This window comes from Rhodopirellula europaea 6C (assembly GCF_000338295.1).
Taxonomy (GTDB): Bacteria; Planctomycetota; Planctomycetia; order Pirellulales; family Pirellulaceae; genus Rhodopirellula; species Rhodopirellula europaea.
This window is the reverse complement of the sequence record NZ_ANMO01000211.1, coordinates 82,834-107,643: the sequence shown is the minus strand read 5'-3', so window position 1 is coordinate 107,643 and position 24,810 is coordinate 82,834. Positions and strand designations below refer to the sequence as shown.

The 24,810-nt window shown below is 55.3% G+C and carries 18 protein-coding genes; 8 read left to right on the top strand and 10 right to left on the bottom strand.

Annotated elements, in window-relative coordinates; genetic code table 11:
• The first annotated feature begins 94 nt into the window (after positions 1-94).
• Positions 95-1,321, top strand: a complete 1,227-nt coding sequence (locus tag RE6C_RS21615; protein WP_008660068.1) for a tRNA-uridine aminocarboxypropyltransferase — start codon at positions 95-97, stop codon at positions 1,319-1,321.
• Between the two features lie 155 nt (positions 1,322-1,476).
• On the opposite strand, the gene RE6C_RS21610 is transcribed toward RE6C_RS21615, so the two are convergent.
• The 5 genes from RE6C_RS21610 to RE6C_RS21590 all read right to left on the bottom strand — a co-directional run bounded on the left by RE6C_RS21610 (position 1,477) and on the right by RE6C_RS21590 (position 9,559).
• Positions 1,477-3,063 (bottom strand): DUF7133 domain-containing protein, encoded by a 1,587-nt coding sequence (locus RE6C_RS21610; protein WP_039962939.1) that lies wholly within the window; start codon positions 3,061-3,063, stop codon positions 1,477-1,479.
• Positions 3,057-5,528 (bottom strand): c-type cytochrome, encoded by a 2,472-nt coding sequence (locus RE6C_RS21605; protein WP_236618408.1) that lies wholly within the window; start codon positions 5,526-5,528, stop codon positions 3,057-3,059. The genes RE6C_RS21610 and RE6C_RS21605 overlap by 7 nt, the downstream gene beginning before the upstream one ends.
• Positions 5,529-5,587: 59 nt before the next feature.
• Positions 5,588-7,051, bottom strand: a complete 1,464-nt coding sequence (locus RE6C_RS21600; protein WP_039962975.1) for a sulfatase family protein — start codon at positions 7,049-7,051, stop codon at positions 5,588-5,590.
• A 176-nt stretch (positions 7,052-7,227) separates the two neighbouring features.
• Entirely contained in the window at positions 7,228-7,638 is a 411-nt protein-coding gene (locus RE6C_RS21595) for a PaaI family thioesterase (protein ID WP_007327433.1), read from the bottom strand.
• An 82-nt stretch (positions 7,639-7,720) separates the two neighbouring features.
• Positions 7,721-9,559, bottom strand: coding sequence for an SLC13 family permease (locus RE6C_RS21590; protein WP_008660061.1), 1,839 nt, complete (start codon positions 9,557-9,559; stop codon positions 7,721-7,723).
• 259 nt (positions 9,560-9,818) lie between these two features.
• Here RE6C_RS21590 and RE6C_RS21575 point away from each other — a divergent pair, with 259 nt between their 5' ends.
• The 3 genes from RE6C_RS21575 to RE6C_RS21565 all read left to right on the top strand — a co-directional run bounded on the left by RE6C_RS21575 (position 9,819) and on the right by RE6C_RS21565 (position 12,954).
• Positions 9,819-10,076 carry a DUF3311 domain-containing protein gene (locus RE6C_RS21575; RefSeq protein ID WP_007327431.1) on the top strand — a complete coding sequence of 86 codons (258 nt, stop codon included), beginning with the start codon at positions 9,819-9,821 and terminating at the stop codon, positions 10,074-10,076.
• Positions 10,073-11,707 (top strand): sodium:solute symporter family protein, encoded by a 1,635-nt coding sequence (locus RE6C_RS21570; RefSeq protein WP_008660057.1) that lies wholly within the window; start codon positions 10,073-10,075, stop codon positions 11,705-11,707. The genes RE6C_RS21575 and RE6C_RS21570 overlap by 4 nt, the downstream gene beginning before the upstream one ends.
• A gap of 257 nt (positions 11,708-11,964) precedes the next feature.
• Entirely contained in the window at positions 11,965-12,954 is a 990-nt protein-coding gene (locus RE6C_RS21565) for a DUF4886 domain-containing protein (RefSeq protein ID WP_008660056.1), read from the top strand.
• An 89-nt stretch (positions 12,955-13,043) separates the two neighbouring features.
• Here the strand turns inward: RE6C_RS21565 and RE6C_RS21560 are convergent, their stop codons facing one another.
• From RE6C_RS21560 to RE6C_RS21540, 5 genes are all read right to left on the bottom strand, one after another.
• Positions 13,044-16,439, bottom strand: a complete 3,396-nt coding sequence (locus tag RE6C_RS21560; protein WP_008660054.1) for a DUF6797 domain-containing protein — start codon at positions 16,437-16,439, stop codon at positions 13,044-13,046.
• Between the two features lie 22 nt (positions 16,440-16,461).
• Positions 16,462-17,262 (bottom strand): TlpA family protein disulfide reductase, encoded by an 801-nt coding sequence (locus RE6C_RS21555; RefSeq protein ID WP_236618406.1) that lies wholly within the window; start codon positions 17,260-17,262, stop codon positions 16,462-16,464.
• 71 nt (positions 17,263-17,333) lie between these two features.
• A complete protein-coding gene (hrpB, locus tag RE6C_RS21550) occupies positions 17,334-19,823 on the bottom strand; it encodes an ATP-dependent helicase HrpB (protein WP_008660048.1) in 2,490 nt (829 codons plus the stop codon).
• The gene (locus RE6C_RS21545) at positions 19,820-21,169 is read right to left on the bottom strand and encodes a glucuronyl esterase domain-containing protein (protein WP_039962973.1); all 1,350 of its coding nucleotides are present in this window, start codon (positions 21,167-21,169) and stop codon (positions 19,820-19,822) included. Before RE6C_RS21545 ends, hrpB begins: the two co-directional genes overlap by 4 nt.
• Positions 21,170-21,236: 67 nt before the next feature.
• The gene (locus tag RE6C_RS21540; protein WP_039962971.1) at positions 21,237-21,902 is read right to left on the bottom strand and encodes a 3-keto-alpha-glucoside-1,2-lyase-like domain-containing protein; all 666 of its coding nucleotides are present in this window, start codon (positions 21,900-21,902) and stop codon (positions 21,237-21,239) included.
• Positions 21,903-22,402: 500 nt separating this feature from the next.
• Between RE6C_RS21540 and RE6C_RS21535 the strand changes: the two genes are divergently transcribed.
• The 4 genes from RE6C_RS21535 to RE6C_RS21520 all read left to right on the top strand — a co-directional run bounded on the left by RE6C_RS21535 (position 22,403) and on the right by RE6C_RS21520 (position 24,802).
• Positions 22,403-23,779: a sulfatase family protein gene (locus RE6C_RS21535; RefSeq protein ID WP_008660043.1), complete on the top strand. Its 1,377-nt coding sequence runs from the start codon at positions 22,403-22,405 to the stop codon at positions 23,777-23,779.
• The gene (locus RE6C_RS21530) at positions 23,779-24,012 is read left to right on the top strand and encodes a hypothetical protein (RefSeq protein ID WP_008660042.1); all 234 of its coding nucleotides are present in this window, start codon (positions 23,779-23,781) and stop codon (positions 24,010-24,012) included. Before RE6C_RS21535 ends, RE6C_RS21530 begins: the two co-directional genes overlap by 1 nt.
• Positions 24,013-24,306: 294 nt before the next feature.
• Positions 24,307-24,513, top strand: a complete 207-nt coding sequence (locus RE6C_RS21525; RefSeq protein WP_008660040.1) for a hypothetical protein — start codon at positions 24,307-24,309, stop codon at positions 24,511-24,513.
• Positions 24,503-24,802 (top strand): type II toxin-antitoxin system RelE/ParE family toxin, encoded by a 300-nt coding sequence (locus RE6C_RS21520; RefSeq protein WP_039962935.1) that lies wholly within the window; start codon positions 24,503-24,505, stop codon positions 24,800-24,802. Before RE6C_RS21525 ends, RE6C_RS21520 begins: the two co-directional genes overlap by 11 nt.
• Positions 24,803-24,810 lie beyond the last annotated feature (8 nt).

Genomic DNA, 24,810 nt, shown 5'->3' with positions numbered 1-24,810 from the left:
TTTGATTGCTCGTTCGTTGCGACAAAACAAATTCACCTGCCGATGTCTGACGTCACTGACACCTGATACCCGACCACCTTAATTTCTTTTAGAGTTGGCGTTGTTCACTCCGTCGCACACTCGAATCAGCCGTTTCCCGATCGACATTTCATCCCCTCTGCCGAACAAAACTGCAGTCGAATCAGACAAGCCGACACGCTGTCACGTTTGTTTTCGTCCTCGATCGCTTTGCTTCTGCGATCTGATTCCAAAGGTGGCCAATCAAACCGATGTGTTGATCATGCAGAATCGTCGCGAGCGATCTCACCCGTTCAACACCGCTCGAATCGTCGGCCAGTCACTGGAAAAGTGCCGGGTCATGGTTGCTTACAACCACGAATTGGCCGAGCGATTTGCGACCATGCCGCTCAGTGACAGCGTCGGGCTGCTCTATCCCGGCGACAACGCAAAACTACTATCGGACTTGGCTCCGGAGGAACGACCAAAGCAACTGGTGGTGATCGACGGAACGTGGCATCACGCCAAGACTCTTTTTCGCGACATCCCACGTCTGCAGACGCTCCCTCGGTACCGACTCGCACCATCTCAACCCGGTCGATACCGCATCCGTCGTGAACCAAACGAGCACGCCCTGTCCACGCTCGAAGCGACCGTCGCGGCATTGTCTGCAATCGAACCCACCACACCTGGATTCGATCGTTTGGTGGATGTGTTCGATCGAATGATCGCGGACCAAATCGGGCACAGCAAATCCAATTGGCGGCTCAACGAGACTCGGCGCCGAGGTTCCGCCAACGTACCACGAGTGTTGACCGAAAACGTTGACAACATCGTGGTCGCCTACGGAGAACAGGAACGAGGGAACATCGATGACGAGTCAGCAACGAACGCTCATCCGCCAGCACCACTTTTCTGGAACGCGGTTCGAATAGGATCGGGTGAGTTCTTCCGCTGTGCCCTCCAGTCTGACTCGTTGAACGATGAATCGTTTATGAACCGCCTAAGACTGACGCCAGACGAGCTGCATCCATTGGCGTCGGTCAATGAATTTCGCGAACGTTGGCGATCGTTCATCCGACCCGACGATCGTGTCGCTGTGTTCCATCGCAGCACGGCCAAACTACTGGAGGATATCCAGGCGGACTTTGTTCCAAGTATCGTGCTCAAGTCCATCAGTTTGAAACCGCAGACAAAAGAAGACGATCCGCGTACGCCAGCGGTCCTTGCCAATCAGACAAGCGACTCTCGACCACTACGACGTTTGGCTTGGGCCGTTCGATTTGTCGAAGAATTGGTGGCCAGCAAAAGCAAGTTGCAGTAAAGCCTCAATCGATCGTTCCCACCACGACCTTCTGCCGTAGCAGGACGGTGACACCATCCTGCCACTCACCAATTCGTCGTCTACAAACGCCTCATCGCCCGCGATGCCCCGCTCTAGCAATCAACCGCGAATCGCATCGATCAATACCATCTCGTTCAATTCCGCGGAATACGATTCAACGTGTAATAAGCTTTTCGATGAAGCAACCCGTTGCCACTTGAATCCATCACTCCGTGAGCATCCAATTCGTGAACAAACAGTTCTCGCAAACCATCCATCTTCAGGCGAACACGCAACCGATCTTCTGAAACAACCGCTTCGAGAATTTCCAAATCGCGTTTCTTCACCTCGTCACTTCCGTAGCTGGATTGATAAACATACGTGTGGCTGGACATACCATACGAACGGACATCGGAAGCTGAATCAAGATTTACCGGACGAGTGAATACAAGTTCGAAGCCATCAGGGTTCGCCCGCATCTCCTTGATTTCAAACGGCGTTTTTCCGGTCCAGATCAAACGTTGCAAACCGTAAGGAGATGTGCCCAGACTGCTCCAGCCGCGATTGGTCAGCCCAACGTATACGCTCCCATCTTCCGCTTGGGCCATTCGAAGCACTGCCGATGCAAAGCCACGCCGGAATGGAAAGCAAGCACCTTGATATTCGCCGTCGACCCTTTCGAGGAACACCCGGTTGATCGATGCTTGCGTGAACTCTCCGACAAACAATTGACCGGCAAACGGACCGAAACCACCGTCGCTGCTATCAAGAAGGATATCGGTCGCGGATTGCCCGGCTTTTTTGTAGGGAAACCAGACCGCGGGCGGTCGCATTTGCGGGAAACGCTTGAGGACCTCGGGATAAGCGATCCCGTTGGGCACTTCCGACACATCGTGAATGGTCGAACCATCCAACTCAATCGAAGCCAGTGATTCAGCATGATGGAAGAAGGCCCCCGGTCGCATGTAGTTCAGCGAGTTGGTTGCGACCCAGTTGCCCTGTTGGTCGGTATAGAACATGTCGCCATCCGCGTTGGCTCCCAACCCAGAAGGCGACCGCATTCCGGCGCACACCGGTTGCAAGTCTCCGTCCGGTGTCAACTTCATCGCCCAACCTCGCCACGCGGCCTGGCGATAGCCAAATGGAGCGTCGGGTACAATTTGCTTCAACTGTTCGCCCTTCAATCCCATCCCGATGTTCAACGTCATCCATAGGTTGCCGGCCGAATCCAACTTGGGACCGTAGGCGTACTCGTGGTAGTGTCCCGACACGCCCCAACCCGACGCGAGCGTCTCGTACTCATCCGCGACGTCATCGCCGGTGGTATCACGCAACCGCGTCATCTCAGTTCTTTGCACGGTGATCAATGAGTCTTCGTGATGCAACAACCCCAGAGGCTCATGCAATGCGTTGGCAAATCGGTGATAGGAAACCCGATTGGAATCGTCTTCCTCACCGGTGACTTCATCCACTCCATCCAACAACCAGACTTCGCCTTTGCGGATCGAAACCGCCAATCGCGACGGACTCAGCACCGCGATGCCGCTGACCTCCAGAGCGATTCCATCATCAGAAGGTTTCCAGTTCGGATCGCGAGACTCCGTTTGTGATTCTGGAGCCGCGATCGAGATGATTCGGTAGTAGTCGCTTTCCTCGTCTGCTCGGACCGCATCGGTGAACAAGACGCTCGATAGCAGACAAACTGCTGGACACAGCCTTCGAAGCATTTGACAAATTACCATTGGTAGACAATCTCCAAAGTCCGGTCTTCGCTGAGTGAAACCCAAATCTCTTCGCTGTCGCCAGTTTGCTTGTTACGTTTTCCGACCGCGTCTTCATCCGCAACGGTCACACTCAAACCAGACGCACCCATGAAGCGATTGGATCCGTCGCTTTCGATCCGAGAATCCAACATCAATCGAAACTTCAACTCTCCGTCCATCGGCTCACCATCACTGGCGACGCGAATTGTCCGATGAAGTTTGCCGTCGCGTGATGCTTCGATTCGATCTTCAACGATGGTGCCACCAATGCGATAGCGAAAGGTAGGAATGCGTTTCGAATCCAGTCGGTAGCCGATGAAAATGGGGGAAGAAGGCTCCTGAGATCGATCACTGGGTTGGAACCTGAACTCGGCTCCCGGGGATACTGCAACCGCATCCATCCCAAGCGGATCAATGGGCGGTGTGAAACGCTCAAACCATGTGCTGCGCGCGTCGACAAAGTCTTCTTTCCACGCCAACGCGAGTCGAGGCGTTTTGGCATCGATCGCGAAGTGCACTCCCTCGGGAAACCCAACCGCAATCGCGTGCGTGCCCACGCCGTTCATGAACGTTCTCAAGATCATCGGATGATCTTCAGGTTTCAGTTCGTAGCTCGCCGCCAACGCTTCCGCGATCTTCGGTGGCACTCCCAAACGACCTGACTGTTTCAAGTACGACCACAGTGCCGCGACTTGTTGATCAGCATTGCCGTCCAAAACATGTGGCGACTGGCTAACCCCATCCGGAAAGAACGAAGGCATCCGAGTCCCACGTTTCAATGCACCTGGATCCAGAACGAATTCGCGAAACCAGTGCGGACGGATGCGATTGGGCACGCCGCCAAGATCAATTCCCACCACTCCAGGTAAAGCTTGTCCGTCGAAAGCGTGACATTGGATGCAGCCGATTTGGGTCAACTGTTTTCCGTCTTCCGCCAGCGATTTGTGTTCACCGAACACATCCGAGTCCGTCTGCGTGGAAGCCTCATCCGCCATCTCGAAGTTCTTGACCAATGCCTCAACAGTCGTTTTTGGAAACTTCGGCATGCGAATGGTCATGTGGGGTCGCAACCGAGTCGACGGGTGCCCCGCCAAAACCTTTTGCAACCAATCTTTGGTCAACTTCGCACCAACACCGCTGAGCCCCGGAGGCAAACGACCTTCATCCCCCAGGTCCGCCAACGAATTGGCTTCGAAGTGCGGCTTTCGATATCGACCAACTCCCCCCATCTGATCGCGTTCGTGACAGGCGTAGCAGTTCAGCATGAGTAAACTTTGCTGGACCAACTCGTTCGCTTTCTCGATCGATTCCCCTTCTGCCAATTCTCCTTTTTGGATCGAACGGACAAGCACTTCGGTTTGAAAATCGTCCAAATCGAAGTCGACGGCCAAATAGTCTCTGTCTTGCAAACACGAATTGGCGGAGTCGACATTGAGTTGTTGCAACTCGGTAGCAAATGACTTTTGAACCTCGATTCCCGCATCATGACAATTTGCACATCGCAATGACCCGAACAGCTGCTTCCCCCGCTTAATCAACTGCTCCGAGGATGTCACATCTCTGGTTGGATCGTCGATGCGTTTGGGCGACGCCCCATTCTGTTGCATCAAGTATTCCGCGATATCGGCGGCTTCGTTCGGCGTCAGCTTCAGACTCGGCATTCGCCCCGACGGACGGATGTGTTCTGGATCGTGAAGGAAGTGCGTCAACGATTGCCGTGTGTATTTGTTTGCCAGCTCAGGATGCGGAACGGAGCCCACCTTGCGTGCGGCGCTCGCCAGCCCCATGTCCTCCAGCTCTTCCGGATCCAGCTCATCGAGAAGACGATCAATCGCTGATGATTGCGACGATGCAACCTCCCCTTCTTCGCCAGGTTCATGACACGCGACACAGCCAACCTGGTGATAGAGATCGCCACCCCGGTCTGGATCACCTTTGTTCCAAAACTCATCCTCGAGAGGATTCGCTCCGCCCGCTTTCAACTCGGGATAAGGCTGCTGACACGACGCCAGAAACGCAACAATCGCGTCGATCGCCGCGGTCTTCTCGGACTCATCAAGATCGCTGAGCAGATCCGGCATCGTCGTGCCGGGCTTCGTCTCATGGGGAGAGTGCAAGAAGTCTTTGATCCAACTCGCGCGCAATCGCGTTCCGGCTGCCGTCAGGTTTGGTCCAAGTTTGGGCTTCAGGTCACTGCGTTGCGAGCGATGACAAGCGACACAGCTCAGTTCGGTGACCAACAATCTCGCCGTCGCGACTGTATCGATTTCGTCATGGCGACCAAATCGCTCCACGCCTGAAATGAATGGAGACCGCTCTCCATCTGCACGCTCCTTAGCCAAGGCGATCGGAACCGTCGCCAGAAAGAAAGCCCATCCGGCGATGCAGATAAGAAGCATGCCGTTCAGCAATCTGCGACGGCGACTGGATGACGGAGAAGGCATGGCGTGATTTGCTAGTTGAATCATTGGAAGCAACGAACCTGCGAACGAGACACGAGGTCTCATTCAACACCCAACTCGGTCGCCCACCACTGAAGGTACTCACTGTCGGACACGGAAGGCTCGAGGCCCCGTCGCTCCATCGTGCGTTCGTACCACCTGCGTTTTTCCGCCATCAGTTCTTCCAAGTTGACCGTTCGACTCTCATCAACGCCGCCTTGATCAACGGTTTCGTTCATCCAATCATTCAAAGTCGTTCGAAGTTCCAACAATTTCGATTGGTAAGCTTCGTCCTTCGCGAGGTTGTGCATTTCATGCGGGTCGTTGGATAGATCGTAGAGTTCTTCCTCAGGACGATTCTCCGCCATGAATGGCGAGCCCCATTGTCCTTCGGCGTGCAACACCTTCATCAAGGTTTCCACTGGGTAGGAAAGCTTTTTGTAGCTGCTCAGTTGCAAGTACGGCTTTTCTGGATGGAAGTTGCGAATGTATTTGAACCGCTCGTTTCGCACGCTTCGGATGCGATCGGGTGCGTCCCCGCAGCGATCCCGCGCAGCGAAAATGTATTCATGGCCGGACCATTCGTTTTCCAACAGAGACTTTCCTGGCAGTTCCGGTGGATCAATCCCGGCGGCCTGCAACGTCGTTGGAACAACATCCAACAAAGTCGCCAAACCAGCTTCAACACTCGCCTTTGATAACTTGGCTGGCCAGCGAACAATCATAGGCGTGTGCAACCCGCCTTCGTACAACCATTGCTTGCCTCGGACATGCGGCCGGCCATGATCACCAAAGAAGATCACCAATGTGTTCTCGCTGATTCCTTCAGCTTCCAGTCGGTCGAGTATCCCGCCGACTTTCTGATCCATCACTTCGATCGTGGCCAGATAGTTGGACCAATCGGCACGAGTGATTGGATGCTCCGGGTAATGAGGAGGGATCGACGCGTCAGTGCGTTGGCGATCGCTCTTCACAAACGGACGATGCGGTTCATGGATGTGAACTTGTGCAAAGAATGGTTGCCCAGGTTCGCGTTCGGACCAGTCGTAGGCGTCGAAATGCGTTCGCTTGTCGTACAGGTAGTTCACGCCGTACTTGTTCGCCTTCTTGTTGCCGACTTCGCCGTTGCCGTGGGAGATAAAATAGCCCGCCTCTCGCAACCAATCGATCGCCGTTGGAACCTGCAACTCCTTCTTGTCGCGGGTGAGATGGTGATAGCAGCCGATCGAAGTCTGGTAGCGTCCTGTTTGGAATGCCGAACGCGACGAAGAGCACACCGGCGAAGTACTGAACGCGTTTGCAAAGAGGCGCCCGCGCTTGGCTAGACGATCAACATTAGGTGTCGCCACGTCCGGATAGCCATAGCATGCCAATTCAGGTCCCAAATCATCCGCGATGATCCAGACAATGTTGGGCCGGTCATCACTGGCCTTTGGTTCGCTGGCTTTTTCATCCGCAGTCGCTTGCCCGGTCGAACAAACAAGAACGCAAAACAGAATAGAAAACGGGACTGGTAGCTTTCGCATCGACAATCGCTGAGGTGGGAACTGGGGGCGACTGACGTCGGGAATGATTCGCGGTGCCCACGCCATAGCGAGTGCAAGCGATCCCGACGGCATTGAAAGGAAGGGCCGCCAGTCTAACACAAGGATCGCCTCGTGTTGTCAGAAGTCGCCCTTGTTGTCGCCGCTTGTTCGTCCGATCAGCCGCCCGCCAACACCGTGCAAGTCGATGATGCGGTCGCGACCAACTTCCCGCGTTTGTCAGTGATTTGACATTCGACGAAACCGATCCGTAACCCACGCTGGATCACCACCGCCTTCGCTGACAAACGTCCTTCGCGAATGGGACGAATGAAATTGACCTTCATTTCAATGGTCGAGAAATCTTCACTGGAAAGCAGCGTTCGCCCAAAAGCAATTCCCATCGCCGCGTCCGCCAACGCAGACACCAAACCACCGTGCACACGTCCCATCGGATTGTGATGCTGTGGACCACAATTGATGTTCACGATTGCCTGACCCGCGTCCGGTTCCCCATCGGCAATTTCGCTCGGTTGAACTTCAAATCCGACCAGACGCGAAATAGGGGCTTCTGAAAAACGCTCACTCATCGAAGAAAGACACCAGCTACACGTTCAGTTGGATTGGAAGAACTCGGCGGAACGCCAAGCGGGACAGTGGGTAGTGAACAAGTCATTGATACCACCAAGTCAACATTCCGATCGAAACGACTCCCACAATGATGCTGAGCGGCAGACCAAATTGGATGTAGTCTCGCAATCGGTACCCACCGACCCCGTAAACCATTGTGTTGGTTTGGTATCCAAACGGAGTCAGGAAACTCGCCGAGGCCGCGATCATCACCGCGATCACCATTGGCATCGGATCCGTGCCAACCTTGGATGCGGCTGTCCAAGCGATCGGTAGCATCAACATGGCGGCAGCGTTATTTGTGATTAACTCAGTGCAAATCACGGTCGCGACGTAAATCGCAATCAATGTCCCGAGAGCACTGCCTTGCCCGATATTCAACAAGCCGTTTGCAATCAATCCGGCTGCTCCGCTTTGTTCCATCGCACGTCCGATTCCAATTGCCGAGCCGATCACGATCAATACTGACCAATCGATGCTGCGACGAGCCTCAGATGTAGTGCAGCAACGAGTCAAAACCATCGCGACCGCCGCCAACATGGCCGCACTCAGGATCGATAGCCAATTCAAAGCCGCGGCGATCACCATCACCAGCATGATCCCGAGCGCCAACGGAGCGTGTTCGTGCCGGCGAATTTCACCGCGATCGACGCTGCTGATCAAGTAGAAATCGCTCCCGGCACGTTGGCGGTGCATGAACGACTTGGACGCTTCCAGCAACAACACATCACCGGGTTCGATCCGAACGTCCCCCAATTTACCCTCCAAACGCCGGCCACCTCGCGCCACCGCAACAACGGCTGCGTTGAAGTTTGATCGAAAACGACCTTCTCGAATCGTTTTCCCAATCAAGCTGCATCGCGGACTGACAACCGCTTCGACCAACGTTCGTCGCCAAGCCGGAATTTCCAACTTGCGAGCTTGGTCACCCGGCGTGATCAGACCACGGATCTTCCGAAGGTCGACAACGCTATCGACATCACCTACCAGAATCAAAATGTCATCGCCGAAGAGACGCTGATCCGGTTTGGCCGGTTCAATACGCCCGTCCGCTCGCTGAATTTCGGCAACATACAATCCTGGAAGTGCCCGCAGTCCGGCCTCCTGCAGAGTCTTGCCCACCAGCGGTCCGGTCAATTCGACTTGCATCTCGACGGTGTATTTCTGGGGATCATCACCAACGCTGACGGCGGGCTTGCGTTCGGGCAACATCCACTTGGACGCGCCGATGATGTAGATCAATCCCAAAATGGTGGCTGGGATGCCGGCGATCGCTGGAGTGAAGAAATTCAGCTCGGCCACCTCAACGTCGGCGCCCGCGGCTTTCGCTTCATTGACGTATTGAACAAACTCGTCGCGAACCAACAGGTTGGTGCTGGTTCCCATCAACGTGCACATCCCGCCCAGGATCGCAGCGTAGGAAAGCGGCAGCAACAATCGACTGGGGCTGATTGTCAAACGCTTTCCCAAGTCCCCGACGACTGGCAACATCGCGGCGACAACGGGGGTGTTGTTCAGAAACCCGCTCAACAACGCCACCGGCAACAGCATCCGAATTTGGGTGTCGCGAAGATTCTTCGCTTTGGAAAGCAACCAACCCGTGGCCAATTCAGTTCCGCCGGTCAATTCCAATCCCGCGACGACCGCGAACAGCAACGCAATCGTGATCAAACCTTTGTTGCCAAACCCCGCGACCGCCTGCGTCGGATCGGGCAGCAATGGAGTTCCGGTCAAATCTTGAACGACGACCAACACTGTCAAAGCGGTCAACGCCAACAAATCGGTCGCAGCCGCCCGAGTCGCCAACCCCAGCAACAAGGCGATGGTGACGCCAATGGTCAGCCAAATAGGCCAGATCTGCGGGTCGAGAATGTTTAGCATGCGTCAGGAAACGATTCGATGGTGCCGACGTTGATTCGCTGCGGCGGGATGGGGGCGGATGATCATCCGGGCAACGCCGAACCGATCGCACTTACAGTAATTCAAACCATGGATATCGTCGCCCCCGCGATGGCATTAGACTACTGATCCGGCGATCGTTTTGGTGCCAAAGTGAACGGCTTGCGCGTTCGAAAGGTCATTTCGCATCAGAAACCGCCGTTCCCACCTTCCTTCCACGTCTCGCCCAGAACTCTCCATCATGCCCAACTCGACTGATTCGTCCGCTCCGCCTGACCGGAAAGGTCTTTCAAGCGGAGCTCTCCTCATCGCCGGCTTGGTCATCGTGCTCTTGATTCTTCACCAAGACAATTGGTTGTGGCACAACGACACGCTGCTGTTCGGATTCATGCCCATCGGATTGGCGTGGCACGCCGGCATCTCAATCGCCGCATCCTTCACCTGGTTCTTGGCGACACGAGTCGCTTGGCCTCTCGATGAAGAGGAGCCGCAACGATGATGATTGCCGAAATGCAAAACGGGGTTCCTCAGTTCATCATTATCTTGGTGTACCTGAGCTTATTGCTCGCCTTGGGACTGTTCAGCAGTCGTTTGTTCAAAGGAACCAAGGAAGACTATCAAGTTGCCAGCCATTCGATTGGTCCGTTCCTGCTGCTGATGAGCATGTTTGGGACGACGATGACGGCGTTCGCTCTGGTCGGCAGCAGCGGCGAAGCTTTCCGAGAAGGCATCGGCGTCTACGGGATGCTGGCCAGCAGCAGCGGCATCATCCACTCGCTGTGCTTCTTCTTGATCGGTGTCAAAGTCTGGCGTTTCGCTCGCGCTCACAACTACACCACCCAAATCGAATTCTTTCGCGACCGACTCAACAACAACTTGGTCGGCTGGCTGCTCTTTCCGATCCTGGTTGGAATGATCATCCCGTACCTGTTGGTCGGTGTGATCAGTGCCGGTGGCGTTGTCCAAGCCCTGACCGCGGGACTGGCCCCTGACATGTTCCCGGTTAAGCTGGAAGGCGGCCCCGGCGGAATCGATCCGGCCGTTCATGGCGGCATTCCCGCGTGGCTCGGATCTTTGACCATTTGCACGGTCGTGCTGGTCTACGTGTTCTTTGGCGGTATGCGAGGCACGACCTGGGCCAATACATTCCAAACGTTGGTCTTCATGGTCTTGGGTGTGGTGACGTTCTTCGTCATTGCGAACAAGCTTGGCAAACAAGACGGCTTTTTCGAGAACCTTCGCGTGCTTGGCGAATCCATACCGGAAGAAGGCAAAACGCGGGTGGAGATGAGCAAGACGAAATTCTTCACCTACCTGATGATCCCGTTGTCTGTGGGCATGTTCCCGCACCTATTCCAACACTGGATGACGGCAAAGAAAGCCAGCACGTTCAAGCTGTCCGTCGTTTGCCACCCGCTGTTCATCATGATTGTCTGGGTGCCATGCGTATTGGTGGGAGTCTGGGCGACCGGCGAATTGATGCCGGCGAAGCCACCGCTGCCACGTTTGCCTGGTGGCGACATTGTTGATGCCAACAAGGTTCTGCCGTTCCTGGTGAAAACCCAAACCGCACCCATCCTGGGTGGATTCCTGGCCGCCGGGATTTTGGCCGCGATCATGTCCAGCTTGGACAGTCAGTTCCTCTGCATTGGAACGATGTTCAACAACGACGTGGTCAACCACACGTTTGGTGCAGACCGTTTCACCGACAAACAGCAAGTCCTCTTCACGCGTTTGTTCATCGTTGCGATTGTTGCGATCACGTACCTGCTCAGTCTCGGCAACGTTCGCAGTGTGTTTGCGTTGGGAGTCTGGTGCTTCAGCGGATTCAGCTCGTTGTTCCCACTGGTTGTCGCGGCGTTGTATTGGCGCGGCCTCACCGCGTCCGGAGCGATCGCTGGAATTCTGGCCGCTATCACCAGTTGGTCGTATTTGTTCTACCAAGGCACCTTGGACCCGCAGGGGCTGAGCAAATACGTCTTGCGTCTGCCAATCGGTGGCGAGAGCTACGAAGTGATGCCAGTCGTTGCGATGGTGTTCAGCACCCTGATCGCGATGGTTGTGGTTTCCCTGGTGACACCAAAACCACCGCAGGAAACTCTGGCGAAATTCTTCCCAGACCAGGCCTGAAACGCAGCCTGAAATTCGATTGACTAGAAGGGAGCCCCGGGGCTCCCTTCTTTTTTGGACCAACCGTCGCGCCGTCCACCTCCCTCGAAACAACGTTTTATAGGGAGTTCTCGCGACGCCGGCTTGGCGAATGCGAGGGAGAAGGTACGAGGACGATGTTCACAGCGTCATCACCGTTCAACAATTGGCCACTTCTTTTCAAGTACGATAGCTGCCCCGCCGCTGCTTCCCACCATCTCCAGAGGAATGAACCGACCATGTTGCGATCGCTTTCCTTCGTTTGCTCGTTAACCTTCCTGTCGCTGGAGCTTGTCACGCCCTCGTACGCGGACTCGCCCCAGCAGCCACCCCACGACGAGCCGAAACATGTTCGCATTCTGACGATCGGCAACAGCTTCACTCACAACGCGACACGCTATCTGAACCAGATTGTTGAGGCGGCTGGTCACAAGCTGACGCACAAGATGCTTTCAATCGGTGGTTCGCCCCTGGAGTTGCATGCGCAGAAGGCATTGGCATACGAAGCAGACCCCACCGCCGAACTCGCCCGGTACAAGAACGGCGACATCCTCCAAGAAGCACTGCAAAGCGAACGATGGGACTTCGTAACCATTCAGCAGCTCAGCATCAAAAGCCACGACATCGAAACCTACCGTCCGTACGCTCAGCAGTTGGCAGACATCATTCGTCGCGATGCACCGCAAGCCAAGTTGCTGGTGCATCAGACTTGGGCATATCGAAGCGACGATCCACGATTCAGCCGAACCAAACCTGCGATCGGAGAACCTGCCACCCAGCAAGCCATGTATGAAGGGCTCAGCCAAGCCTACCGAACCATTGTCGACGAGCTGTCAGCCAATCGCATTCCCGTCGGCGACGCGTTCTGGGCGGCGGACAATCATCCCAAGTACGGCTACCGCGCGCCGGCTAACTTTGATGCGAACACACTCAAGTACCCTGAGCTACCCGACCAAACTCACTCGCTGCACGTGGGATACCGTTGGCGAGCAAGCGATGGCAATCAACAACTGAAGATGGACGGGCACCATGCCAACTCCGCAGGCGAGTACTTGGGCGCGTGCGTGTGGTTCGAATGCCTGTACGGCGAGAGCCCGATCGGCAACGAATTCGTGCCCGACAAACTCGCCCCCGAATACGCCACCCACCTACAAACGATCGCTCACCGAGCAGCCCAACAAAGCGGAGACGTCATCCAAGGCATCGCAAATTCACCCAGCACTCCGTGAGTTACCTCACACTGTGAATGTGGGATAGGCTTCCAGCCTGTCAGTGCACTCACGACAACTGGACGCCTATCTCACAGCAAACACTCGCGTCATCGCGGATCGCTTGAGGGCACGACGTGGATCGTCCAATACACCTCTTCATCAAACGCTTCTCCGTCATCAGCTTGAATCCGCAATTGCAGTTGCAACTGATCGACCGGCCCTAGAGTTGGCAGGTTCAATCGCAATCGCGACGAGCCTGGTTCACCCGGAACGGCGTTGACTTGCACCGATTGGGGAACCAAAGTTTCGGTGCCAATCTTTGGGTCGTCTGATTCGGCAGTGCCGGGGATGTATTGATCCGATCCGTAGGCCCTGCTCCACAAGTAGTCCCACTGGACGATTGAAACGGCGTCTCCTTCGAGGACCGATTCAGCGTTCACGGGGAAGTTAAGATCCAATTCCAAACCGCCGGCAACCACACGGGCGTCGGTGATCATTTTGGGAGGCGTGCCGGTGTAGCGAAGTCGCTGCACGCCTCCATCATCCAGCCCAAACCGCCCACCGCCGTTCCAGCCTTGCAAACCAGTCGCGTAGACCTGGCCGTCGTGCGGGTTGACTCGACCTCGCATGATTCCCGTTGAGAAATCAAAGGGCAGCTTCACGATGGCGGCTTGCGCGGTCTCACCGACCTCCTGAATCATCATCATCGACATCCATCCTTTGCCGAAACTGGTGTGCAGTAGATGATTCGATAGCGGCCCGAAGCGATCATCCTCAACCCAAATTTGGCCACCGGACGAGTTGTCAAAAGCTTGCGGCATCCACACCAACGGCTGCTCAAACGTTTCCGGAGCAACTACCTTTTTGATATCGATCTTGCCTCCATCCGGCTCCCATTTGTCCGGAATCGAATAGGTCGGAACCCAGCCATGAAAAGTGCCTGGTTTGGCGATGGAAACCTTTGACGCGGGAGTCCATTGCCCCTGATTGTCACTCACGGTAATGCGTCCGCCCGGCAACGTGCCGAGCCCGTTTGGCGTTCGGAATCCGGTGCAAACCACCTCGCGTTCTTTGCCGTCTTTAGAAACCCGCCAAACGGCACCGGGCAACGCAAAGTCGGCACCATGCCCACTCTTGGCGTAGTAGAAGTTCCCTTCCGAGTCGGTTTGCAAATCGAAGTTGAAAGCGTGAAAGTTCGTGGATACATCCGTGTCCGCATTGAAGCTCTCGTAAAAGTCCGCTTCGCCATTCCAGTCGCGATCGTGAAGCCGCACCAGCCGATCTTTACAGGTCACAAACACGTCGCCATCGACAACCTTCACCCCAAAGGGTTCATAGAGACCCGCGGCGTAACGTTTCCAACGAAGTTCGTCGAGTGTTTCATCGATTCCCGAAACGATCCAAACGTCACCGCCGTGAGTCGCGATCGCCATCCGCCCATCGTCAAAGAAATCGAGCGCCGTGGTGCGAAACCAAGTGTTCCACGGAGTTGAATCGGGGCGCGTCAGCGTGTCGAGAGCGTAGCCGTCTTGTTCCAATCCCAAGGTGCCGACCGTCGTGATCTCTCCGGGCCAGCGTTGGGGAGCCGGCTTCGAGGACGGGCGTTCAATCAACGATGACAGATCTGCGACAGGTTCTTTCAACGTGTTCTTAGACAAAGCCTTGAATGCGGCGAGCTCTTGATCCGCATCACCCACACCCACCGTGACTCGCAGACTTCGAGCCGATCGATCCGCCGGAATGGTCAACTTCAGACGTTGCTCGGACGCGAGTTCCCAGGACACATCGTGGCTCTTGCCGGCGACACTTGCCGCCGCGAACGAATGATTTTGCGCGTCAGAACCTTGAAGTGACGCCAGCCCTGTCTCTTGGTCCACTTTCCAATCATTCGCCTCGGCCGGTCCTTTTCCAACCGACAACACAAGTGAATCCCCCGGGCCGATCCACAGCTCATGCGAGAGCGTCCGCGAATCAATCGCCACTGCACGCTCCAATACTTCGCGACCGTCGATCTGGTAGCTCAACACGACCTCATCATCGAGTGCGTAATACCCGTGATAGTCCATCCACTTCGCTGGTAGCGGACCGCGTGGCAGGCAACCTTCGCGAGAATAGTCCAGCTCGCCATCGTGTCCCCAATGCCACGCTGCCAAACCAGCAACCGTCATCCCATCCGGATTGGCCGTGCCTTCCCCGCGAGGACGTTGATGCTGGGTTTCGCTAAGGTCTAAGAATCCACCAGCCCAAACGTCCGCCAAATCCATCGCGTGCAAGTTGTAGGAAACCGTCAGTTCGCCCAGCGGCAACGTCAGCACACTGGGGTAGTCACGTCGCAATTGCGAGCCCAAAGCCAACCCAAAATCGCGTTGTTGAATCTCGAAACGCTTGCCATCTTCTGTCCCCTTGGGAAGCGAATCCAGATACGCATCGCTAACCGGCTCATAGCCCGGATTCTGATCCTTCATCAGCGTTTCGCGAATGTAGTGCACCACTTGGTATCGTTGGTGCGGAGTCAGATACGTCATCGGCCCCATCAGTCCATTGCCCTTGGTCAGGGTCATGAACATTTTGTAGGGATCAGCACCAAACTTCAGTTCCTGCGAACTGAATGCCCGAGCGGTAGGTAGTGCAGGCTGCTTGCCGTCCATTCCGTGGCAATTGGCACAATCGCCTCGAAACAAACTCTCGCCTTCATTGACATCGCGTGACCGCAGCGACCGGATAATGCCGGCGTGGTCCAGATTGATCGAGTCATCTCTGACGAGCAACTGCTCCGGCGACGGTCGCAACTCTTCCTCGGCTGACTTGCCACCTCGAACCACGCTCATCAGGTACCGCAACAGATCCAAAAATTCGCGTTGCGTCTTGATCGACTTCATCAATCCCGCCGGCATCATGGACTGCTCGTCCTTCTTCATCACCTCAATCTCGTCACGTGACAAAGTGAAATCCTTTTCCGGCGTTTGACCAAGCCGCATCGTGATCGCAGCGTCGTCCTGCTTGACCAGCATGCCTTTGAAGACTTCACCATCCACGGTCAACACCGAATAGGTTTCATATCCTTCGCGAATGTGTTTGGAAGGTCGTAGCAAAGCGTCGACGAGGTATTCGTCCGTCAAATCCTTGCCAAGCTGAGCGATTGGCGGTCCGAGAGGCGATGTGTTGGAATCGTCCCCATGGCAACTCACACAATTCGCGGCCGATTTGTAGAAAACCAAGGCTCCGCGTCGAGCATCGCCACGCAGTCGTGATTGCTCGGCTAAGTACAGCGGATCAGCGTCACGCAATTGCGTTTCCAGCGGAATCGCTTGTCGCAGCGTTGTCGTCGGAGGTGCGGCGGATGACGTGACACCATTGCACAGAACAAGAAAGAAGCCAACGCAAGCATTCAAGCAAACACGTTGGCGATCGGCGACGACAAAATGATTCATGACAAAGTCCAACGGAGTTTCACCGCTAAAGCACGAGTGAATGCAAGTCGCCTTGCACAAGAACGACTGCACCGAAGGATAGTCGAAGACGCGTTCAGTTCAGCAGTTTCTCAACCAGCGGAACAATGTCAGCTTCATAGGTGAAGCCCGCGCTTTCTCCGACATCAGAAAACAGTTTCACCATCTTGCCGTCTTCATCGAACACAATCACCGCGGGGATGGATCCAATTCCAATCGCCTCAAACACCTCGTCGCTGGGTGTTTGCACGATGTAGTTCGTGAATTCCGCTTCAACGCTGGAAAGAAATTGAGTGACCTTTGGTTCGTACGACTCCGGTGGTCGAGTCTTGCGACCATCAAAGTCCACGTTGGCTCCAATCGCGACCAACTTTTCTCCGAATCGGTTCTGCATCGCCACCAAGTTCGGAAACTCTTTCAAACAAGGACCACAGGCCAACGACCAAACATCCACCACCGTCACTTTGCCTGTCTTGCCCGCTTTCTCGCGAACCTTTTCCCACTTGGCGTATTCAATGGAAACGTCTTTCGCAGCGGCAACCAAAACGGTTGACGTATCACTGCCTGCCGCTTCGCCGTCTGCCGCACTGATGTCCAAATCTTCCGGCAAACTCATACCGCCCTCGGCGGGACTGGATCGCTTGACGGGTGCGTCGGGCAGATCACCTTCGGGCAGAGTGATTCCGCCAGGCGTGTTCAAATTAGGTTGCCGAGAATCGACCGCCGCGGGTTCTACCGCAGGCTCGGTCACGTTGGATTCGGTCGAAACCTCAGGCGTCTCCTGCGTTGGCGACGAAGACGAACCGCACCCGCCGACGACGAAGGCAATTGGCAAAACGGCGTAGCGGGCAAAACTTGAAAACGAGAATCGATCCATCGTTGAACTCGGCATGGGGAAACGAACGAACAACCAAACACTACGTTAACAAAATGTCTGAACCTTGGCACTCAGCGACGCTTCATTCCGTTGAAACTAGCCTCCGCCGACAAGGCATCCTCTGGCCAATCATGTTTCGGGTACCGGCGCCTAAGTTCTTTGCGGATTTCGCCGTAAGTCGTGGCCCAAAAGCTAGCTAAGTCATTCGTGATCTGCTGCGGACGCCCGTTCGGCCCCAGCAAATGCAACTGCAATGGCTGCCGACCTCGCAAAATCCGCGGCGTATCAGGCCACCCAAAACAAAGCTGTATCTTCACCTCGATCCATGGTGGCTTGCCTTCGTCATAGTGCACTGCTGCTCTGCGTCCTCCCGGTAACTGCACCTCTTCAGGAGCCTCCTGCTGCACAATTTGCCATGCCGAATACCCGATCATTCCAAGAACGTGATCCGTCCAAGGTGCGGACCTCAACTCTTGCAGGCTTGATCGACCGGCGCACAACTGCCGAAGCAATTCCAAATGCATCTCTTCAGTCACCGATGGAACTTGATCGTCGATTTCCCCGACCATTCCGATCCGATGCAAAAGCTTTTGAAACTTCACGCCGCCAAGTGGAAGTTGCATCTTCGCATTGTCGAACAAAATCGATGCGGTTTCATCATCGCCGGGAACCTTGTCCGGAGTCTCGCGAAGCACCAAGTCTCCGTAGGTCACTTGCCGCCGGCAACGAACCGCACCGCGTTCCTGATCCCACGACTGTGTTCGCACTGTATGAATCTGTTCAGGGTCAAGCCATTCCTCCCGAATCGGCACCGCCGCCCTCACTCGCGATTCCGTACCACCGCCGTCCACGTCAAAGCAGAGCAACAACTCTTCGCTGGCCCCTTCGCCAAGTACTCGTGTCAGCCCCGACACGCCACGACCACCAACCATCCGGCCACGGTCTGGTGAGTCCGAACGACGCAAGACCACTCGGTCGGGATAAGCGGATAACAAAGCACGGGCGACAGACACATCACGATCTATCTCCCCACCGTCAGCTTGTTTCGGTTCGCCTTTTGGTAGAGAACGACGAATGGTTTCGGCAACCGAACGAATCGACTTGATCGAAGATGCGGCAACCGATCGTGGCACCCGATTGTTTTCAATCGCGTCAACCTTGTCCGCCAGCGTCATCGACGTCATGTCTTCCAACGGATCTCGCTCGCTCATCAAAGCCGCCAAAATCGCGACGGAGTACCTTGGCAATGAGCTGACCGCTTCCGTGGTCATCCTCGCGATCCGCGGATGCAGCGGCATTTCCGCCATGGCTTGGCCTCGGCGGGTAATTCGACCGGTTTCGTCGATCGCCCCCAGCATTCGCAGCAACGATTGAGCGGACTCCACCGCGTGATTCGGAGGAGCGGTCAGCCATCGCATCGCGAAAAGATCCGTTTCACCGTGGCTGGCCAGCATCAACACCACTTCGCTCAAGTCCGATCGCAGGATCTCCGGGACGTCGTATTCGTCGCGGGAACGCTGTGCCGCTTGGCTCCACAAACGATACGCTTCTCCCGGCGCCGTCCGCCCCGCTCGGCCGGATCGTTGGTCAGCCGACGCCAACGAAATCGACGTCGTCTCCAACTTGGTCAACCCGCGACGCGAATCGAAACGCGGGACTTTCGCCATCCCAGAATCAACCACGGCGGTCACGCCATCAACCGTCACCGAAGTCTCAGCAATGTTGGTCGACAAAACCACTTTGCGTTCACTCGACGGTCTGATCGCATCATCCTGCTGTTTTGGCGACAGCGATCCGTGCAGCATCACCAATCGCACATCACCGGGCAAACCCGCTCGCTCCAATTCCGACTGGACTCGGTGAATTTCGCCCACACCGGGCAAGAACACCAGCACGTGTCCGTTGCTGTTCATCAGAGCCTCACGGATTGGTTTGACGATACGCCTTTCGATTCGCTCGCCCGGTTGATCCTCGCCGTGGTGGACCGTAACCGGATAAGCACGCCCTTCACAGCGAAGCGGCACCGCGTTCTGCGGGTTGCCTTCATTCAGGTATGCGAGGATCGGCTCCGTTTCCATCGTCGCCGACATGACGACCAATCCCAAGTCGTCTCTCAATTCAGAACGCAAGCGATGCGTCATCGCGAGAGCCAAATCGAGTTCCAAAGTTCGTTCGTGGAATTCATCCAGAACAACGCAGGCCACATTCTCGAGCAACGGATCCGATTGCATCCGCCGCAAGAACATCCCGGTCGTCATGAACAACACACGAGTCGACTTGGATTCGCGGCGATCCATTCGAACGTGGTAGCCGATCGTTTCACCTACCGACTCGCCACGCGACTTCGCGATCCAGCCCGCCACCGAACGTGCCGCCAAACGCCTAGGCTGGATCACCCAGACCTGACCCGCGACGTCGTTGTCCAGCAATGTTTGCAAAACCGCAGGCGGCACCCCAGTCGTCTTGCCCGCACCTGGTGGAGCCTTCAGCACCACCGCGGTTCCGTTTCCGATCGCCGTTTGCAGCGGCGAAAGAACATCTTCGATTGGAAGTCGATTCATCGAGACTCGGTTTGCAGCGTCCGATCTGCGAGGTCCAAGTAACACTCCCAATCGTAGTCAGCCAGATCGTGTTTGCCTTCCCGAAGATGGTATTGCATCGGGCCCGCATTGATGACCGATTGCTTCTTCGGCATCGACGCTTCTTCGACAACGTTGACATCGCCCGAAGACATCCCCAGCAGTTCAAAGACAGGTGCCGCGGCTTGCCATGCCAAAAACTCGCCCTTGGGGTCGGCCCATTCATCTTGCGTTGCACTTCCAACCGCGATCGCTCGCGGAGCCGACAACGCAATCAATTGATGCTGGTCGATCGGAAGTGCGGATTCGTTCTCGTTGTATTGCAAGTAGGCGTCGTTGAACCAATGCGGAAACGAAGTGTTGATTCGTGCAACGGTTTCGCCAATCGCACGCCGGCAAAGTGCCGCGCCACCGCACCCTGAATCATTGCTGATCACCATCGCGAATCGAGGATCCGTCGCTCCAGCCCACAACGAAGTCTTGCCCAATCGCGAGTGGCCAAGCACGCCAACTTTCGTCGCATCAACGTTCAGTGCATCGGTTTGCTCGATCGCATCCAAAATACATGACAATCCATACGCCCAACCGGCAATGCTTCCGGGGCGATGGTCTTCTGGCAATGCCTCGATGAATTCTGGCATCACGCCATGGACGCCATTTTCGAATCCATCATCAAAGTCCGGGTCAATGTCACCGTAGTAGACCGTGATCATCGCATACCCTCGGTCAGTGATCATTTTCGATGGCCATCGAGTCGACGCGACACCACGGCCGGCTTCAATCGCCTTGTTGCCATCGGTCGATCCATTCCGCCGATCGCGAACCCAACTGGACGGAATTCGCGTCTTCGGGTCTTTGTCGATGGTGTGGTTGCCTTGAAAGTTCAGCCCCAAGATTGCTGGTGCCGGAGAGTCCGATTGTGGCACGTCAGCCAACACCTGGACCACCAACGGCGATCGATCGCTCGATGCGTCCAAAGGCAAAATGGAAACGTCCAATTCGTGACGCGTCACGCCCGGTCGATAATCGCGGTCACTACGAACCACCTTCACCTTGATGTTGCGTTGCTCAGGCATGATGCCGAACACATGCTCCTCAAACAGTCTCAATGTCTCCGCCCGTCGGTCATTCCACTGTTCCGCCGTTTCGACCGGGTCACCGTCCTGCGTTTGCAACGCGGCGGGCAGTTCGTAGGCAGGGATCTTCGCTTCGTCGTAATTCGCTACAAACTTCTTGGTTGTTTGAGCCATTGCGGAAGTCGTCATGGACACAAGTGTCACGACAACGATCCCCGTCGCCAATCGTCCGCAGTTTTTTCGAATATGCATGTTCGCCTCTTGAAGAATGTTTTGGAAAGTTGAAAGCGCCTTGATCACGTAGCGATGCGATTGAATGTCAATCCAACGAATAGATTTGCAGGTCATCCACCACGACATTTCGTTTGATTGCCAACCGCAACAAACGCTTGGTCGGGTGAGCCATCCCTTCCGAGGAGAACGACGCGACCTCTTCACCATCGATCGAAACCGTCATCGTGTCGCCCACCACTTCCGCGGCAGCGTGATACCACTTTCCCGTTTCCAGCTTATGCGGCACTCGCTTTGTCTTGGTCTTCAGCTTTTCTTTCACTTCATCGGAAACCGTCCCAGCCTTGCGTGCTTCGCGTGTTTTCAGGTCCATCACGCCAGTTTTCAAATCCGCAATCTCGACCGCCTTCACGCCCACATTGACTCGGAACAGATGCCCTGCCCAAACCTTCTTGTATTTTAGGTCGGCGAAATTCAGACCCAAAGAGTCCTTCGGATGTTCCAACATGAACTTCAACTCGACGCGGCCATCGCGAAATTCCATCGGATGGGTCACTGAGACGCCATGGTCCGCGGTTTCGTGAATGAAGATGCGCATGGCACCGTCCTTCAAATCAACCTGCTTGTGCCCGTTCGCCCGAGACTTACTGTTGGTGTTCCAACCGTTGCCGACTTCGTCCCGTTCTTCCTGTGATTCGTTGCGTTCAAAACGGTCTTCAAAGATCAGTTTGCCAGTCTTGGACTCCTCGGCCACGGCGGGACCGCCGCTGACAATGGCCACGAGAGAGAGCAAGCCAAAAGTCTTCCGCGAAAATTCACGGAGACGATCCAGGGACGGACACAAACGTTTTGGCGCAAAGCCAGAGGAAAAGAACATTGAATGCTCGTGGATACGGGGCGGGGATGGAGGTGGGCATGCCTTCGCGAATGGTAGCTAGGCGTGATCAGCAGAACTGGTTGCCAAGACAATCGCACTCGCGAAAATACATCGCCGGAGTATAGCTGAGCGATTCGGTGGCTGTGCAATCCGGTGTGAAGATGCACGCCAACGCCACAAATTGAAACTGGTTATCTTTTGAATCGCATCGGACAGATGTCATTGACTCCCCGACGTTCCGCATCCCACCCAAGCCCCACCAAATGAAAATCGCTCATTCGCTACCACTGGCGCTCCTTACAGCACTTGCAACCTGTTGGCTCCATCACGTCTCAGCCGACGATCGGCCCAATATTGTCTGGATCATCCCAGACGACATGTCCGCCAACTTTTCGTGCTACGGCGAAACCACGATCGAGACTCCCAATGTCGACGCATTGGCCAAAGGCGGAGTTCAGTTCAATCATGCCTACGTGACCGCGCCCGTTTGCTCGACGTGTCGTTCCGCCTTCATCACCGGCATGTACCAAACGACCATCGGGGCACATCACCATCGCAGCGGACGCGGAACCGAGAAAATTCATCTGCCTGCCAACGTGACGATGGTGCCAAAGCTGTTCCAAGACGCTGGATATCACACATCGATCACAGGTTGGCCGATTAACGGACGACTCGGCAAAACAGACTACAACTTCGAATGGGACAAGTCGATTTACCATTCGGCCGATTGGAGCGATCGAAAACCCGGCCAGCCATTTTTCGCACAAATCCAAACGCAAGGTGGAAAACTGCGTGGCAAAGACACAAAGGGTTGGAACAAGGTTGCCCAGTCCGCACGTTCCCGTTTCGGGCACTCCACGCCGATCGATTCGGTTGTGTTGCCACCGTACTACCCCAATCACCCCGACATCCTTCGCGACTGGGCCGCTTACCTGGATTCGGTCCGCATGACCGATGCGATGGTTGGCGAAGTCGTCGCAACGCTGGAAGAGCAAGGCGTCCGGGACAACACGCTGATTTTGTTCATGACTGATCATGGCATCAGTCATGGACGAGGAAAGCAATTTCTGTACGACGAAGGCTTGCACGTCCCGTTAGTAATCAATGGTCCAGGCATCAAGCCTGGGACGGTGCGAGACGATTTGGTCGAACACATTGACATCACCGCCTTGTCATTGGCCGCAGCAGGCATTGCGATTCCCGAACCGATGCAAGCCCGCAACATCCTTGCAGCGGACAATCAACCGCGCAACGCGGTGTTCGCCGCTCGCGATCGATGTGACGAAACCGTCGACCACATTCGTTCGGTTCGAACGGATCGATTCAAATACATCCGCAACTTCTTGCCCAACCGACCGTACTTGCAACCATGCGCGTACAAGGACGCCAAGGCGATCCTGATCGCTCTTCGCGAATGCCATGAAGCTGGCACACTGGACGAACATCAGTCACTTCTTTTTCAAGACAAACGGCCAAAGGAAGAACTGTACGACTTAGTCAGTGATCCACACGAACTGCACAACCTGGCCAACGATCCCGATCATCAATCGATGCTGGTTCAAATGCGTGGCAAGTTGAACCAGTGGATGGAAGAGACCAATGATCAAGGCCGAACACCTGAGCCAGAAGCCCAGTACGAGAGCGACATGAAGGTGTATCTGGACACGCTTCGCCGCCGCGCCACACCGGAACACTTGCAGACCGTGGAATCCAACATCCGTTGGATGCGAGAACAGGCTGCGAAAGGGAATTGATGGATTCCGCAACTCTCTCCGATTCAGCGAACGATGAATCGACAAAATTCGCGGACGAATTACGAGCGGATTTGGTTCGATTGCTCAAAGAGTTTCCGCTCTCCTATGAGCAACATCAGATTCTGCACAAACCGGGCATCGGCATGCTCGTTCAACGTTTGCTTCGGAAGCGACCTCGACTCAAGATGACGCTCTCTTTGCCGACCAACGCGTTTCCCTCACTCGCAACCTGACGGCCTTTTTCATCGGGCATTTTTGTCCGGTGGAATTCACCTTCCGCGGCCTCTAATTTTTTTGGCTAATCAACGAGCCCGCACTCCTCAATCACAGAATGAACGAGAGTTTTGATTGCCCATTGGGCTTTCCTGACCGGAAAAACCCATGCGAAACACGCAAGTACTGCGCAAAAACGGGATTTTTGACAGATTAATACTTGCGACAACTGAAATTCTTTTGCGGGAAATCCTGAGTTGGGGCATACACAAACTGAGCGAAACCGCTAGCATGGGGGGACAAAGGAGACTCCAATGAACGAAACACTGAACACATCGCCCAAGTTTGCCGCTCGCGACACCATTGACAGTCTGCCCGATGGCGCAAGCTGGGATGAGGTCCTTTATCGCTTGTACATCCGTCAAAAGATTGAATCCGGTCTGGCTACTGCGGAGTCATCTCGGTTGGTCGGAACCGACACCGTTCGAGAACAATGGAATCAAACTCGCAATGCAAGTTAGTTGGACTGACTACGCCGTGTCGGACCTGTTGGCAATCCGAGACTACATCGGACGTGATAGCGAAAAGTTCGCGGACTTGATCTTCGAACGCATCATTGAACAAACCGAACGTTTGCTTGAGTTTCCTGACGCAGGTTCCATCGTTCCTGAGTTTGGCCGGGAAGATGTGTCCGAGATCCAAGTCAATTCGTACCGCGTCGTTCATCAGATCTTTGACGATGAAGTTCGCGTGTTGACGGTCTCACACGCCACTGCGCCTTCCGCGATTCAGGTCGGCGACGGTCCCTGAGTTCAGCG